Source organism: Allobosea sp. (assembly GCF_030694325.1).
Classification (GTDB): Bacteria; Pseudomonadota; Alphaproteobacteria; order Rhizobiales; family Beijerinckiaceae; genus Allobosea.
This window is the reverse complement of record NZ_JAUXYO010000174.1, coordinates 1-13,815: the sequence shown is the minus strand read 5'-3', so window position 1 is coordinate 13,815 and position 13,815 is coordinate 1. Positions and strand designations below refer to the sequence as shown.

At 68.4% G+C, this 13,815-nt stretch carries 14 protein-coding genes; 11 read left to right on the top strand and 3 right to left on the bottom strand.

Annotated features, from left to right (window positions below; genetic code table 11):
* Positions 1–152: 152 nt before the first annotated feature.
* From Q8M82_RS10825 to Q8M82_RS10775, 11 genes are all read left to right on the top strand, one after another.
* Positions 153–710: a DUF6505 family protein gene (locus Q8M82_RS10825; protein WP_305691368.1), complete on the top strand. Its 558-nt coding sequence runs from the start codon at positions 153–155 to the stop codon at positions 708–710.
* Positions 707–1,717, top strand: coding sequence for a DUF6352 family protein (locus Q8M82_RS10820; RefSeq protein WP_305691367.1), 1,011 nt, complete (start codon positions 707–709; stop codon positions 1,715–1,717). The genes Q8M82_RS10825 and Q8M82_RS10820 overlap by 4 nt, the downstream gene beginning before the upstream one ends.
* Before the next feature lie 10 nt (positions 1,718–1,727).
* Positions 1,728–2,258 (top strand): DUF3305 domain-containing protein, encoded by a 531-nt coding sequence (locus Q8M82_RS10815; RefSeq protein ID WP_305691366.1) that lies wholly within the window; start codon positions 1,728–1,730, stop codon positions 2,256–2,258.
* On the top strand, positions 2,255–2,968 hold the full coding sequence (locus tag Q8M82_RS10810) for a DUF3306 domain-containing protein (protein WP_305691365.1): 714 nt from the start codon (positions 2,255–2,257) through the stop codon (positions 2,966–2,968). The genes Q8M82_RS10815 and Q8M82_RS10810 overlap by 4 nt, the downstream gene beginning before the upstream one ends.
* 106 nt (positions 2,969–3,074) lie before the next feature.
* Positions 3,075–3,881: a Cro/CI family transcriptional regulator gene (locus Q8M82_RS10805; protein ID WP_305691364.1), complete on the top strand. Its 807-nt coding sequence runs from the start codon at positions 3,075–3,077 to the stop codon at positions 3,879–3,881.
* 44 nt (positions 3,882–3,925) lie between these two features.
* Positions 3,926–4,126 carry a formate dehydrogenase gene (locus Q8M82_RS10800; RefSeq protein ID WP_305691363.1) on the top strand — a complete coding sequence of 67 codons (201 nt, stop codon included), beginning with the start codon at positions 3,926–3,928 and terminating at the stop codon, positions 4,124–4,126.
* Positions 4,127–4,139: 13 nt separating this feature from the next.
* On the top strand, positions 4,140–7,118 hold the full coding sequence (locus tag Q8M82_RS10795) for a formate dehydrogenase subunit alpha (protein ID WP_305691362.1): 2,979 nt from the start codon (positions 4,140–4,142) through the stop codon (positions 7,116–7,118).
* Between the two features lie 15 nt (positions 7,119–7,133).
* A complete protein-coding gene (gene fdh3B / locus Q8M82_RS10790; protein ID WP_305691361.1) occupies positions 7,134–7,730 on the top strand; it encodes a formate dehydrogenase FDH3 subunit beta in 597 nt (198 codons plus the stop codon).
* 151 nt (positions 7,731–7,881) lie between these two features.
* Positions 7,882–8,889 carry a formate dehydrogenase subunit gamma gene (locus Q8M82_RS10785; RefSeq protein WP_305691360.1) on the top strand — a complete coding sequence of 336 codons (1,008 nt, stop codon included), beginning with the start codon at positions 7,882–7,884 and terminating at the stop codon, positions 8,887–8,889.
* An 81-nt stretch (positions 8,890–8,970) separates the two neighbouring features.
* A complete protein-coding gene (mobB, locus tag Q8M82_RS10780; protein WP_305691359.1) occupies positions 8,971–9,501 on the top strand; it encodes a molybdopterin-guanine dinucleotide biosynthesis protein B in 531 nt (176 codons plus the stop codon).
* A 7-nt stretch (positions 9,502–9,508) separates the two neighbouring features.
* Positions 9,509–10,762, top strand: a complete 1,254-nt coding sequence (locus Q8M82_RS10775) for a molybdopterin molybdotransferase MoeA (protein WP_305691358.1) — start codon at positions 9,509–9,511, stop codon at positions 10,760–10,762.
* A gap of 9 nt (positions 10,763–10,771) precedes the next feature.
* Here Q8M82_RS10775 and Q8M82_RS10770 read toward each other — a convergent pair whose 3' ends face one another.
* From Q8M82_RS10770 to Q8M82_RS10760, 3 genes are all read right to left on the bottom strand, one after another.
* Positions 10,772–11,545 (bottom strand): TIGR02186 family protein, encoded by a 774-nt coding sequence (locus tag Q8M82_RS10770; protein WP_305691357.1) that lies wholly within the window; start codon positions 11,543–11,545, stop codon positions 10,772–10,774.
* On the bottom strand, positions 11,542–12,471 hold the full coding sequence (locus Q8M82_RS10765; protein WP_305691356.1) for a sulfite exporter TauE/SafE family protein: 930 nt from the start codon (positions 12,469–12,471) through the stop codon (positions 11,542–11,544). Before Q8M82_RS10765 ends, Q8M82_RS10770 begins: the two co-directional genes overlap by 4 nt.
* A gap of 194 nt (positions 12,472–12,665) precedes the next feature.
* Positions 12,666–13,815, bottom strand: a 1,150-nt coding sequence (locus Q8M82_RS10760; protein WP_371126315.1) for a tetratricopeptide repeat protein, incomplete at its 5' end; no start/stop codon positions are given.

Here is a 13,815-nt window from a genome sequence, read left to right as displayed (position 1 = left end):
CTACGAAAGGCTCTGCCAACACGGCAAAAAACCGATCGTCGCCATCACCGCAGTCATGCGAAAACTCATCGTCATCGCAAACGCAAAAATCCGTGACCTCCGTCTGTCAACACGCGAAGCGCAAGTGAGTTGATGACGGGGAGGGCGTGAGCATGGGCTCGTTCTTCAAGCTCCCCCGCGCCATCCGGCTCGACCCGTCCGACACCTTCGTCTTCCGGAGGGCGGCCGAGCCGGGTGACTGGCTCGTGACCGGGTCCTTCCTGTTCGGCGGCACCGATCCCTCCGCGCTCGACGCCAAGGGCAAGGCCGCCTTCCGCTCCGGCTTCCTCGGCGTGGCGAGCTTCGGCTGGAGCACGCTCGCTGTCGTCACGGAAGCGACGGAGGCCGAGCGTGAGGCCGCGGTCGAAAACCTCGCCGGCCATCTCGTCGACAAGCTCGGCGCGCCCGACATCGCCACTGCGCGCGAGGCGGCTGCCGAGGAGATCGCTTTTGCTGCCTCCCTCTGCGATCATCCGCCCCAGACACTGCTCGCTTTGCACCGGACGGTTGAAGACGGCGAGATCCGCGAACGCTTCCGCACACTCACGCCCCGCGACGCCAGCCAGAGCGAAGGCTTCCGCGCCTTCGAGTTCCTCGAGGTGGCGGGCGAGGAGGATGGGCCGGTCGAGCATGTCGACCTTCTCAATCTCGAAAAGACCAGGCTGACATGACGCATTTCTGGGCCAGCTCCGGCCATCTCCTGCTCGACCGCGAACCCGGCGGCGGGCTGCGCGTGACCGATGACTTCCTCAAGGCCTATCTCGCCCGTCCGGAGTTGCTGCCGCCGGAGGAGGCCTGCGAGGCCGAGCGCGCGCTCCATGCCCGGCTGATGGAGACGCCGCAGGCGGAGATACCGGCCGCCGCGATCGCGGCGATCGCCGACGAGGACGCCCGCGAGAACTGGCGCTTCATGCTCGGCTGGCGCGACCGGCTTCTGGCCGCGCCGACGCTGGAGGCGGCCTATGCCGGCATCATTCGCGAGGGTGTGAGCGCCATCCCCCCGCTCTTCCTCGATCAGTTGGTCCACGTCATCATGCGCGCCGCACTCGACGAGGCCGATGACCCCTTCGTCACTCGCGCCGCCGAGTGCCTGTTCCGCCCGCAGCGCGTCACCTTCCACGAGAACACGATCCTGCTCGCCGATGCCGAGATGATCGAGGGGCACGAGGCCGACCGGCACGCCTCGCCGCTGCTCGCCATGCTGGGAGGGCCGGCCGCGACCACGCTCGACATCCTCAAGCCGGCCAATGCCGACCATTATTGGCAACGCTCGGACGGGTTCGACATGGTGCTGGATCTCGGCGGGACGCCCTCCGGCCGGGCGGCACTCGGCCAGGCCCTGCGCCTCTGGATCCGCCAGATCCACGGCTTCGACGTCGCCATCGAGCCGCTGGAGACGGTGACGGATGCGGACTGGCGCTGGTTCGTCGGGCTCGACGCCGAGGCCACCGCGATCGGCAATGCGCTCTGGCAGGGGAAGACGGTCGCCGCGACCGACATGGCGCGCGTGCTCGCGCTGTTCACCCTGACGCTGCCGGCGGAGGTTCCCGTTCTGCCGGCGGCGAAGGACAGGCCCATCTATCTCATCATGGCGATGTCGGGCGACAATCTGCTGCGTTTGAAGCCGCAGAATCTCGTCGCCGGCCTGCCGCTCGCCCGGCGCGAGATGGCGAACTGAGGAGACGGTCATGACGCAGCAGCACATCGAGGTCGGCATCGTCGTCGAACGGCGCGCGATCGATTCGCCCTGGGCCGATCACGCCTGGGCGCCGCTCGCCGTGCTGCCGGAGCCGCCGCCGCTCTCGCCATGGACCGAGCTGCCGGGCGAGCCGGGCCGGCGCCAGTTCTATCTCGGCCCCGCAACGCTGACGCTGCATTCGGTCGACACCGCCCATTTCCGCGAGAACTTCCAGGCCGGCCGCGCCAAGCTCTGGGTCGCGATACGCCCGACCGGGATCGAGCCCGAGATCGAGTTCGTCGGCGTGACCGCCGACCCCTTCGAGGGCGAGGTCTATTGCGAGAATGTCGGCGACGTCGTCGAGGCGCTGCCGATGCCGCTGGCGGTGGCCGAGGCGGTGCTGGCCTTCTTCGAGGCGCACCATGTCGAGCGCGAATTCATCAAGCGCAAGCGCAGCGAGCATGATCCGCGCAAAGGCGGCGCTCCGCGGCCCGAACCCAGCCTGGGCCGTCGCGAGAGCGGCCCCGGGGGAGCGCCATGAGCACCCGTACGCCGTCCGACGAGGGCTTCCTCAGCCGCTGGTCCCGCCGCAAGCGCGAGGGCGAGCCCGAGGAGCATTCCGCACCGCTGCCGGCCACCCCGGTGACGGAGGCTGAGGCGCCCGTCGGCGCCGAAGCGATCGAGCCCGAGGCCGAGACGGTCGAGCCCCCTTCGCTCGACCTCATCGACAAGGACTTCGACCTGGCCACCTGGCTGAAGCAGAATGTGCCGGAGACCTGGAAGCTCGCCGCCATGCGGCGCGCCTGGGAGAACGATCCCGCCATTGCGAATTTCGAGAACCCGGCGCGCGACTATGCGCTCGACTGGAACACGCCGGGCGGCGCGCCGGGCTATGGGCCGCTGACGGAATCGGATGACGTCGCCGAAATGGTGCGCGGCATCTTCGGTGAGGCTCCGACGCCTGCCGAGGCCGCGCTGGTCGAAGAAGAGGCAGGGAGCGACGGCGTGCCGCACCTCCTTTCGTCTAAGGACGATGAGGGGGAAGCCCATGCTGCGGTGCCGAAGGATGGTCGCGAAGAAGGCGAGCCGGCGGCGCTGCGTCTGACGGAAGATGGCGAAAAGACCGGCGCAGACGACGCAGCATCCAAGATGCCACCCCTGTCCGCCTATGCTGCAGCGCAGCAGGAAGCTCCGCAGGAGGCCGCCGCTCCTCGCCTGCGCAAGCGTGGAGGTGGCGCGATTCCAATCTGAAGGGAGATTGGAATCGTTTTATTTTTGGGCAATAAGCAGTCGTTATCACCGCACAGGGGGCAGCACTCTGATTGCCCCACGCCTCGAGGACGTTGACCTGAATCAAATGCGCGATCCGGCACTCGAGAAAGCGATCGGTAGCGTGGGTGGCGTCAGGGCTCTGGCGCGCAGCCTCGGCATTTCGCAGCCCGCCATCTCGAGCTGGAAGCGTGTCCCCGCCGATCGTGTCCTCTCTGTCGAGGCGACCACGGGCATTTCCCGGACCGAACTGCGGCCCGATCTCTACCCCCGCCCGGATTCCGCCGCCGCGATGCAATCGGAGATCATGCTTTCGCAGCCGATCGACGAGGTCGATGCCGCCCGCGCCCATGAATGCGAACTGATCGGCGCGCTGCTCTGGCGGGCGCCGACGGCGGAGACGCTGGCGGTCCTGCGGGACCTGCAGGGCGACGCCTCGCCGCTGGGCATGGCCCATCTCGCTCTGGCCGAGGCCGCTGACGAGGCGACGCCCGACAGTCTGCGCGACGAGTTCTTCGAGCTCTTCATCGGCGTCGGCCGCGGTGAATTGCTGCCCTACGCCTCCTATTACCTCACCGGCTTCCTGCACGAGCGGCCGCTGGCCCTGGTGCGCGAGGACATGGGTGCGCTCGGCCTGGCGCGGGACGCACGGGCCGGCGAGCCCGAGGACCACATCGCCGTTCTGCTCGACATCATGGCGAAGCTGCTTCGCGGCGAGGTCGCGGCCGACGGCGTCGATGCCGACCGCTTCTACGCCCGCCACATCGAACCCTGGGGCGAGCGCTTCTTCGCCGACCTCGAGGTCGCGAAAGCCGCGAAATTCTACAAGGCCGTAGGCCGGCTCGGCAGCCTGTTCCTCTCGATCGAGACACAGGCCGCGAGGCTGCCCGCATGATCCAGTCCAGACACAACGCAGATTCCGACGCGTGGGAGACGACGATGTCGAAAACCAAAGAAACCGGCAGGCCGGCCGTCGATCGCCGCAGCTTCTTCAAGGCGCTGGGCGCAGGTGCCACGCTGGCGGCGACGCCGGCGATGGTGACGCCCGCGGCGGCCGTCGATCCCGGCAAGGAAGAGACCAAGGCGCGCTACCGCGAGTCGGAGCACGTCAAGGATTTCTACCGCGTCAACCGTTACTGAGAGGCGCCATAACATGCTGATCAAGCGCAAAACCGCCGATGTCCAGCGCGGCCGGCTCCAGGCGGCGATCGCCGGCCTCTCCTCCGGCGTCATGGATCGCCGTGCCTTCCTCCGCCGCTCCGGCCTCGTCGCCGGCGGCGTCGCCGCCGCGGGCGCCCTGCAGATCGGCTCGGTCCGCAAGGCGGAGGCCGCCGGCCTCGGCCCGGCGACGGGCACGAAGATCGTCAAGAACATCTGCACGCACTGCTCGGTCGGCTGCACGGTCAAGGCCGAGGTCGCCAACGGCGTCTGGGTCGGCCAGGAGCCGGCCTGGGAGAGCCCGATCAACCGGGGTTCGCACTGCGCCAAGGGCGCGTCGGTGCGCGAACTGGTCCATGGCGACCGCCGCATCAAGTATCCGATGAAGCTGGTCGACGGTCAGTGGCAGCGCATCTCCTGGGATGTCGCGATCAACGAGATCGGCGACAAGATGATGCAGATCCGGGCGAAGTCCGGCGCGGACTCCGTCTATCTGCTCGGCTCGGCCAAGTTCTCGAACGAGGGCGCTTACCTGTTCCGCAAGTTCGCCGCCTTCTGGGGCACGAACAACGTCGACCATCAGGCGCGCATCTGTCACTCCACCACGGTCGCGGGTGTTGCCAACACCTGGGGCTACGGCGCGATGACGAACTCCTACAACGACATCCGCAACTCCAAGACGAACCTGTTCATGGGCTCGAATGCGGCCGAGGCCCATCCGGTCTCGATGCAGCACATCCTGGTCGGCAAGGAACAGAACCGCGCCAACGTTATCGTCTTCGATCCGCGCCTGACCCGCACCGCGGCTCACGCGACGGACTACATCCGCATCCGCTCGGGCACCGACATCGCGGTGATCTGGGGCATGATGTGGCACATCTTCAAGAACGGCTGGGAGGACAAGGAATTCCTCGCCGCCCGCGTGCACGGCATGGACGACGTCCGCAAGGAGGTCGAGAAATACGACCCCAAGACCGTCGAGGATATCACCGGCGTGCCCGAGGCGCAGATGAAGCGGGCGGCGGAGACCTTCGCCAAGGTCAAGCCGGCCACCTTCATCTGGTGCATGGGCGTGACCCAGCACTCGGTCGGCACTGCCAACGTCCGCGCGATCTGCAACCTGCTGCTCGCGACCGGCAATGTCGGCGGCATGGGCAACGGCGCCAACATCTTCCGCGGCCACTGCAACGTGCAGGGTGCGACCGACTTCGGCCTCGATATCTCGAACCTGCCTTGCTATTACGGGCTGGTCGAGGGCGCCTGGCGCCACTGGGCGCGCGTCTGGGACGTGCCTTACGACTACTTCGTCACCCGCTTCGACGAGGTGCCGGCCAAGGGCGGCCGTCCGGCGCGGACTCGCAAGGCCAACATGGAGACCTCGGGTCACACCTCGACCCGCTGGTTCGACGCCGCCAATCTGCCGGCCGAGCAGGTCGACCAGATGGACAACCTCAAGGCCATGTTCGTCATGGGCCATGGCGGCAACACGATTCCCCGCATGCCCGATGCGGTGAAGGGCCTCGAGAAGCTCGAACTGCTCGTCGTCGCCGACCCGCACCCGACCAACTTCGTTTCGCTCGGCGGGCGCAAGAACGGGACCTATCTGCTGCCGATCGGCACGCAGTTCGAATGCGCCGGCTCGCGCACCTGCTCCAACCGCTCGGTGCAGTGGGGCGAGAAGGTGGTGGAGCCGATCTTCGAGGCGGCCAGCGACTACTTCGTCATTCACAAGCTGGCGCAGAAGCTCGGTTTCGCCGAGCAGATGCACAAGAACTACGAGATGGTGCAGGGCAAGTACGGCCCCGAGCCGTCCGCTGAATCGATCCTGCGCGAGATCAACCGCGGCGGCTGGTCGACGGGCTATACGGGCCAGTCTCCGGAGCGCCTGAAGCTGCACATGGAGCATCAGGACAAGTTCGACCTCGTCACCCTGCGCGGCGCCAAGGGCTCCCCCGTCGAGAACGACTTCTACGGCCTGCCCTGGCCGTGCTGGGGCACGCCGGAACTCAAGCACCCCGGCACCCACATCCTCTACAACACCTCGCTCGAGGCGGGGAACGGCGGCGGCACTTTCCGTCCGCGCTTCGGCCTCACCCGCGAGCGCACGCTGGCCGACGGCAGCAAGGTCAACGACACGATGCTGGCCGAGAACGGCTCCCACTCGCTGAACTCGGAGATCAAGGACGGCTATCCCGAGTTCACCATGGGCGTGCTGAAGAAGCTCGGCTGGGATGCCGATCTGACGCCCAAGGAACTCGAGACCATCACCTGGGTCGGTGGCAACAACATCGATGCGGTCAACTGGGCGAACGATATCTCGGGCGGCATCCAGCGCGTCGCGCTCAAGCATGGCTGCGTGCCCTACGGCAACGGCAAGGCCCGCGCCAACGCCTGGAACCTGCCCGATCCGGTGCCGGTCCATCGCGAGCCGATCTACTCGCCGCGCGTCGATCTGGTGGCGAAGTGGCCGGCTCGTCCCGACGAGCGGACCCTGCGCATCCCCAACCTCCACACCTCGGTCCAGAAGGCCGCGGTCGAGAAGGGCATCGCCAAGTCGTTCCCGATCGTCCTGACCTCGGGGCGTCTCGTGGAGTACGAGGGCGGCGGCGAAGAGACCCGCTCGAACAAGTGGCTGGCCGAGTTGCAGCAGGACATGTTCGTCGAGATCAATCCGGCGGACGCGGCGGCGCGCGGCATCAGGGACGGCGCCTTCGTCTGGGTCTCCGGCCCCGAGAACAACTCGAAGGCTCGCGTCAAGGCGCTGGTCACCGAGCGTGTCGGCAAGGGCGTGGCCTTCATGCCCTTCCACTTCGGCGGCTTCTACCAGGGTCAGGACCAGCGCGGGAACTACCCGAAGGGCACGGACCCGATCGTGCTCGGCGAGTCGGTCAATATCGTCACCACCTATGGCTACGACCCGGTGACGGCGATGCACGAAGGCAAGGTCACGCTCTGCCAGATCGCAGCGGCGTAAGGGGGAAACTGAACCATGGCCCGGATGAAATTCCTCTGCGACGCGGATCGCTGCATCGAGTGCAACGCCTGCGTCACCGCCTGCAAGAACGAGAACGAGGTGCCCTGGGGCATCAACCGCCGTCGTGTCGTCACCATCAATGATGGCAAGCCCGGCGAGCGCTCGGTCTCGATGGCCTGCATGCACTGCACCGACGCGCCCTGCGCGGCGGTCTGCCCGGTCGACTGTTTCTACACCACGGCGGATGCCGTGGTGCTGCATAGCAAGGACCTCTGCATCGGCTGCGGCTACTGCTTCTACGCTTGCCCCTTCGGCGCGCCGCAGTATCCCAAGGTCGGCAACTTCGGTTCGCGCGGCAAAATGGACAAGTGCACCTTCTGCTCGGGCGGCCCCGAAGCCGATCTCTCGCCGGTCGAGTTCCAGAAATACGGCTCGAACCGCCTCGCCGAAGGCAAGCTGCCGCTCTGCGCCGAGATGTGCTCGACCAAGTCGCTGCTCGCCGGTGACGGCGAGATCATCGCCCAGATCTACAAGGAGCGGGTGGTGAAGCGCGGCTATGGCTCGGGCGCCTGGGGCTGGCAGACGGCCTATAAGGAAAACATCGCCATCTGACGTCCTGTCTGGGGACGGACGAAGGCCCTCGCTGAGAGGGGCCACGACAGGCGCTCCGAACGAAACCCGGCCTCGCCGGTTCCTTCGCCGGGGCGCCCCTTTCAGACAGATCGGCCTCTCGTGATGAGGGCCGGAGCAAGGGAAGACAGCTATGCGTTTCGGCGCCCATATCCGCCTGCTGGTGACCGGCCTGCTGCTGACCTTCGCGGTCGCCTTCGCCGTCCCCGCGAGTGCCCAGCAGGTCAATCCGACGGCCGATGCCGTCCGCGAGCGGCAGTTTCTGGATGCCCTGAAGGGCAATCCCCAGGCCGAGCTGCAGGGCCGGATCACGATTCCCGACCAGAAGGCCGCAACGCTGGAACGGCCGGCGGGGCGCGACTGGCGCGCCTTCCATCAGGGCACGATGCTGCGCATCGCCGCCATCGCGATTTTGGGCACGCTGCTCGTCCTGGCGGTGTTCTACCTGATCCGCGGACGCGTCCGCACCGAGGCGGGCCCGGCGGGCACCACGATCACGCGCTTCAACGCCTTCGAGCGCTTCGTGCATTGGCTCACGGCGGGGTGCTTCATCATCCTGACGCTGTCGGGGCTCAACGTCACTTTCGGCAAGCTCGTCCTGCTGCCGCTGGTCGGCCCTCAGGCCTTCACCAACCTCTCGATCGCTGCCAAATGGGCCCACAACTTCCTCGCCTGGCCCTTCATGCTCGGCGTGGCGCTGATGTTCGTCATCTGGATCAAGGACAACATCCCGACCCTGACGGATCTGCGCTGGTTTGCCGCCGGCGGCGGCATCATCGGCAAGGGCCACCCGGAGGCGCGCCGCTTCAATGGCGGCCAGAAGGTCGTGTTCTGGAGCGTGGTGCTCGGCGGTGCGGCGCTCTCGGTCTCGGGCTTCTACCTGCTGTTCCCGTTCTATGCCGGCGGCGTGCTCAACCTCCAGTTCTGGAACGTCGTCCACGGCATCGTCTCCGTGCTGATGATCGCGCTCATCCTCGGCCACATCTACATCGGCTCGATCGGCATGGAAGGCGCCTTCGACGCCATGGGTTCAGGCGAGGTCGACCTCAACTGGGCCAAGGCGCATCACTCGCTCTGGGTCGAGGAAGAGATGCAGAAGGCCCGCGCGGGCGCCGACAACCGGCTGCAGCCGGCCGAATGATCCGCTTGACCGTCAGGGGCTCCTGACGGATGACGACCGGGCGCCTCGGCGCCCGGTTTTCGTTTGGGGTGAAGGCATTCGATGCGTGTGATCGGCCTGGCGGGGTGGAGCGGAGCGGGCAAGACCACCGTGGTCACCCGCCTGATACCGGAACTGGGGCTTCGTGGCGTCTCGGTCTCGACGGTGAAACACGCCCACCATGCCTTCGATCTCGACACGCCCGGCAAGGATTCCCATGCCCATCGCGAGGCCGGGGCCCGCGAGGTGCTGATCTCCTCGGAGCGACGCTGGGCCCTGATGCGGGAGTTGCGCGACGAGGCCGAAGCCGAACTGCCGGATCTGTTGGCGAAGCTCTCGCCGGTCGACCTCGTCATCGTCGAGGGCTTCAAGCGGCAGGCTCACGCCAAGATCGAGATCCACCGCGCGGCCAACGGCAAACCGCCGCTGCATCCGAGCGACCCGACCATCGTGGCGGTGGCGAGCGACACCCCGTTTCCTGCTGCGGGCCGCCCGGTCATCGACATCGACGACATCGAGGGCATTGCCGCCTTGATGCTGGCGCAGGCCCAGCCCCTGGCCGAAGTGCTGGCGCGCTGCGGCACCGGACGGTGAGGGCGCCATGGCACAGCTGAGCCGCGACGACGAAGCTTTCGGCGCCCTGATGACGCTCGAGGAGGCGTCGACGCGCGTGGCGACGCTCGCCTCGCCCGTCGCCGAGGTCGAGACGGTTCCGCTGGCGCAAGCCGATGGCCGCGTGCTCGCGCGCGACATCGCCGCCCCTCTCGATCTGCCGCCCTTCGCCAATTCCGCCGTCGACGGCTATGCCGTGCGCCACGCCGACCTGGCACTGGCCGGCGCCAGCCGCCTGCCGGTCAGCGGCCGCGTCGCGGCCGGAGCCGACGCGGCCGGCGTGGCGGTGCAAGGCGTCGCGGTCCGCGTCTTCACCGGGGCGCCGATGCCGGAAAGCGCCGATACCGTCTTCATGCAGGAAGACGTCGTGCTGGAGGGCCCGGTCGCGGTGCTGCCGCCGGGTCTGGCGAAGGGGGCCAATGCCCGCCCCGCAGGCGAAGACATCGCAAGAAGCGCGCCGGCCGCGGCGGCCGGGCTGCGCCTGCGCCCGCAGGATCTGGCCTTGTTCTCCGCACTCGGCTTGAGCGAGGTGGCCGTGCGCCGCCGCCCCCGGGTCGCGGTCTTCTCCACCGGCGACGAACTGACCGAGCCCGGGCAGCCGCTCGGGCCTGCCGCGATCTACGACGCCAACCGCGCTTTGCTGCGGGCGATGGTGACGCGCGCCGGGGCCGAGGTCGTCGATCTCGGCATCCTCAGGGACGAACCCGCCGGCCTTGCCCGATCGCTGGCGCAGGCAGCCGGCTCCTGCGATCTGGTTCTGACCTCGGGCGGCGTCTCCACGGGCGAGGAAGACCACGTCAAGGCCGCGCTCGAGCAGGTCGGCGATCTCGCCTTCTGGCGCATCGGCATCAAGCCGGGCCGGCCGGTGGCGCTGGGGCGCATCGGGGCGGTGCCCTTCATCGGGCTGCCCGGCAATCCCGTCGCCGTTTTCGTCACCTTCGCCTTCGTGGCACGCGTCCTCATCGCCCGGCTGGCCGGCACGGATAGCGAGCGGCCGGTCGCGCTCCCGGTGCGGCTCGGCTTCCCCTATCGCAAGAAGGAGGGGCGGCGCGAATATGTCCGCGTCTCGCTCGAGCCCGGGCCGGACGGAATCATGATCGCCCGCAAACACCCGCAGGACGGAGCCGGCGTCCTGACCTCGCTGACGCGCACGGACGGCCTGGTCGAACTGGCCGAGGATACGACCCGGATCGCCGAGGGAACGGTCGTGCCTTTCCTCGCCTATGGCCTTCTCTTCGGTTGAGCTGCCGCCTCAATCCCGGCGGAAGACGACGCTGGAGAGCCAGCCGAGCAGCAGCGCCATCAGCACCGTGACCATCCCGTAGACCAGCGGCAGGTCATGTGCGGCCGCGGCAAGGTTCTGTTCCATGCCGCTCTTCACGACCTCGAAATTGGTCGTCTGGCGCGCCAGTGGCACGCCGCCGGCATAGAGCACGATCTCGATCTCGTAGGAGCCGGTGGGGGCGGTGGCGGGGACGTCGATCGGCGCGCTGAAGACGGTCGAGGAGAGGAAGGTGACACCCCTCTCGCGCGCCCGGTAGAGGTTCTTGACGGCGAGGATCCGGATCAGGCCCTCTCGAAACCGGGCCGTGGTCACGTCGAGGTCGAGCCCTGCATCCCGCGATCGCTGCGCGTTTTCGAGGCCCACCCGCTCGCGTCTCGCCGTCTCTGAGCTGATGATCTCGTTCAGTGGCCGGTTGCTGGCCACCGTCAGGAACAGGGAGCTGTCGGGGAAGCGCCGCTGCGTCCGGTTGATCCAGATCGGCCCGAGCCGCTCCTTCTCGCGCACAAGCAACATCCGCTGCGGGCCGCGTGCGGTGACGACGACGTCATAGGGGTCGCCGCGCGCCACGGTCCGCCCGTCACGCTCGACCACGCCGAAGACCGTGAGCTGGCTGCCCGTATAGTTGGAGGTGATCAGGATCTGATGGCTCGACATCGCGGCGATCAGCGTCTCGGCCCGCGCGGCGCCCACGCCGCCGGACAGCAACGCCAGAATGGCCGTAATGCGCGCGAGCAGGCTCATCGCGAGCCCTCCGTGATCACCACCGAGAACGGCTCGCTCGGCGGGATGAAGAGCTCGATCGCAAAGCGCAGCCCGACCGAGAGGATCAGCAGGGCCAGCAGCAGGCGGAAGGATTCGACGTTGAGATTGCGCGCGGCCCGGCCCCCGAACTGGGCGCCGATCACACCGCCGAGCAGCAGCAGGACCGCCAGGATGATGTCGACCGACTGGTTGGTCAGCGCGTGCAGCAGCGTCGCGCCGGTCATCGTCATCAGGATCTGGAACAGCGAGGTGCCGACCACGACCGCCGTGGGAATGCGGAAGAAATAGATCAAGGCGGGCACCAGGATGAAGCCGCCGCCGACGCCCAGCACCGCGCCGATGAAGCCGATGACGACGGCGAGAAGGGCGATGGGGATGACGCTGCAATAGAGCTGCGAATCCGGGAAGCGCATGCGTAGCGGCAGTCCCATCCACCAGGGATGCGTGCCCGCCCTCCGTTTCAGCCGTGCCGGTTTGCCCGCCCGCACGCGCAGCATGGCGCGCAGCGCGTCATACAGCATCAGCCCGCCGATGATCGTGAACAGCGTGACATAGGACAGCGTGATGACGAGTTCGAGCTGGCCGAGGCGCCGCATCGAGTTGAAGAACAGCACGCCGAGCAGCGTGCCGACGATGCCGCCGACCACCAGGATGCCGCCGAGTTTCAGGTCCAGCGCGCGCCGCCGCCAATAGGTCAGGACGCCGGTGGTCGAGGAGCCCGCGACCTGCGCCGCCACGGTTGCGACCGCCACGGCCGGGGGAATGTCGAGGAAGATCAGCAGGGGAGTTAGAAGAAAGCCGCCGCCGACGCCGAACAGACCGGACACGAAGCCGACCGCGCCGCTCAGCCCCAGCACCATGACGACGCTGATCGGCAGTTCGGCGATCGGGAGATAGATCTGCACCTCGACTCCTCACGCGCCGCCGGGCCGGCGAAAGACCCCGAGCCGGCTGTGCCGATGATGCACCGATCCCGGCGCGAAGCCGAGAGGGCAATGACGAGAGGCAGGAGACGGCCGGTTGTCGGCGGTGATGCCGTGCCAACGCGTCGAAACCATGACGGCCGTCGCTGTCGCGGAGCTTGCCGCCGGGCCGCCTCTCAGCTGCGCGCCGGCTTGGCCGGCTTCCGGGCCGCCGCCGTCGGAGCCTCGTCCCATCCCTTCGCCGGCGGCGTCACTTCGTTGGCGCCGCTCGCGGCGACGCGCGGGCGCCAGGCCGCCGCTTCGGCCTTGGCCGCGGCGAGGTCGGAGGGGCTCAGGCGCTGGCCGACTTCGTCGCGCTTGCGGCCGGCATCCTCGTCACCCTGTCCGGCGGCGACGGCAAACCAGAGATAGGACTGGGCGAGGTCGGTCGGTGCGCCGAGGCCGCGGCCGAGCAGGACGGCGAGATTGTACTGGCTGTCGCGGACGCCGAACTCGGCCGCTCGCCGGAACCAGTCGGTCGCCGTGGCATAGTCCGGCTTGCCGGAGACGCCTTCGGCATGCAGCACCGCGAGATTGTGCATCGCCTTGGCGTTGCCGCGTTCGGCAGCGCGCATGTACCAGACCCGGGCGAGCGAAAGGTCGCGGGCCGTCCCGATGCCCTTTTCGAACATGTTGCCGAGGCGGAACTGCGCCGGGGGCAGGCCAGCGACGGCGGCGCGCTCGAAAAGGCGCAGCGCCAGCTTGGGGTCGCGCGACGCGGCCGGTCCATCCGCCGCGCGGCTGCCGAGCTCATAGACGGCGCGCGCATCGCCATCGAGGGCGGCCTTGCGCATGCCGGGGGTGCCCAGCGTCGGCGGCAGTTCGCCCACACCGGTCACGGCCTGGACGGGTTCCGCCGCGAGGGGGGGCTTCGCCTCGGACGCGGGAGGCTGTGTGGTCGAGCCGGTCACCTCGGCGGCCGGCGGTGCAACCGCGGCGAGGGCGGCCGGCTGCGTCTCGACGGGCGCCGGCGGCAGGGCTGAGGACTGGTCCTTGGCCGGAGGCTGCGCGTCCTCGCGGGGCGTGATCGGCGTCTGGACGGCTTCGCCCGTCGCAGCTGTGCGCGGACCCTTGAGCGCGTTGGTGACGAGATGGGCCGTGCCGAGGGCCAGGACGAGCGCAGCCAGGCCGAGCAGGAGCGGGCGCTTGCGCTTCTCCATGATCTCCTTGAGCCGCCCGCCGCCCTTGGCGGTCTCGGGCGCGCTGGCGGGCGCGGCTGCGGCGGCTTCGGTCGCCGCCTTGGCCGAACGGCGTGCTGCCGCGATCAGGTTCTGCCGGATCGACTGC

What these genes read in the sequence shown, in the direction of transcription:
- Q8M82_RS10825 (WP_305691368.1), top strand. Translation starts at nt 153, where the DNA reads ATGGGCTCGTTCTTCAAGCTCCCCCGCGCCATCCGGCTCGACCCGTCC.
- Q8M82_RS10820 (WP_305691367.1), top strand. Translation starts at nt 707, where the DNA reads ATGACGCATTTCTGGGCCAGCTCCGGCCATCTCCTGCTCGACCGCGAA.
- Q8M82_RS10815 (WP_305691366.1), top strand. Translation starts at nt 1,728, where the DNA reads ATGACGCAGCAGCACATCGAGGTCGGCATCGTCGTCGAACGGCGCGCG.
- Q8M82_RS10810 (WP_305691365.1), top strand. Translation starts at nt 2,255, where the DNA reads ATGAGCACCCGTACGCCGTCCGACGAGGGCTTCCTCAGCCGCTGGTCC.
- Q8M82_RS10805 (WP_305691364.1), top strand. Translation starts at nt 3,075, where the DNA reads ATGCGCGATCCGGCACTCGAGAAAGCGATCGGTAGCGTGGGTGGCGTC.
- Q8M82_RS10800 (WP_305691363.1), top strand. Translation starts at nt 3,926, where the DNA reads ATGTCGAAAACCAAAGAAACCGGCAGGCCGGCCGTCGATCGCCGCAGC.
- Q8M82_RS10795 (WP_305691362.1), top strand. Translation starts at nt 4,140, where the DNA reads ATGCTGATCAAGCGCAAAACCGCCGATGTCCAGCGCGGCCGGCTCCAG.
- fdh3B (WP_305691361.1), top strand. Translation starts at nt 7,134, where the DNA reads ATGGCCCGGATGAAATTCCTCTGCGACGCGGATCGCTGCATCGAGTGC.
- Q8M82_RS10785 (WP_305691360.1), top strand. Translation starts at nt 7,882, where the DNA reads ATGCGTTTCGGCGCCCATATCCGCCTGCTGGTGACCGGCCTGCTGCTG.
- mobB (WP_305691359.1), top strand. Translation starts at nt 8,971, where the DNA reads ATGCGTGTGATCGGCCTGGCGGGGTGGAGCGGAGCGGGCAAGACCACC.
- Q8M82_RS10775 (WP_305691358.1), top strand. Translation starts at nt 9,509, where the DNA reads ATGGCACAGCTGAGCCGCGACGACGAAGCTTTCGGCGCCCTGATGACG.
- Q8M82_RS10770 (WP_305691357.1), bottom strand. Translation starts at nt 11,545, where the DNA reads ATGAGCCTGCTCGCGCGCATTACGGCCATTCTGGCGTTGCTGTCCGGC.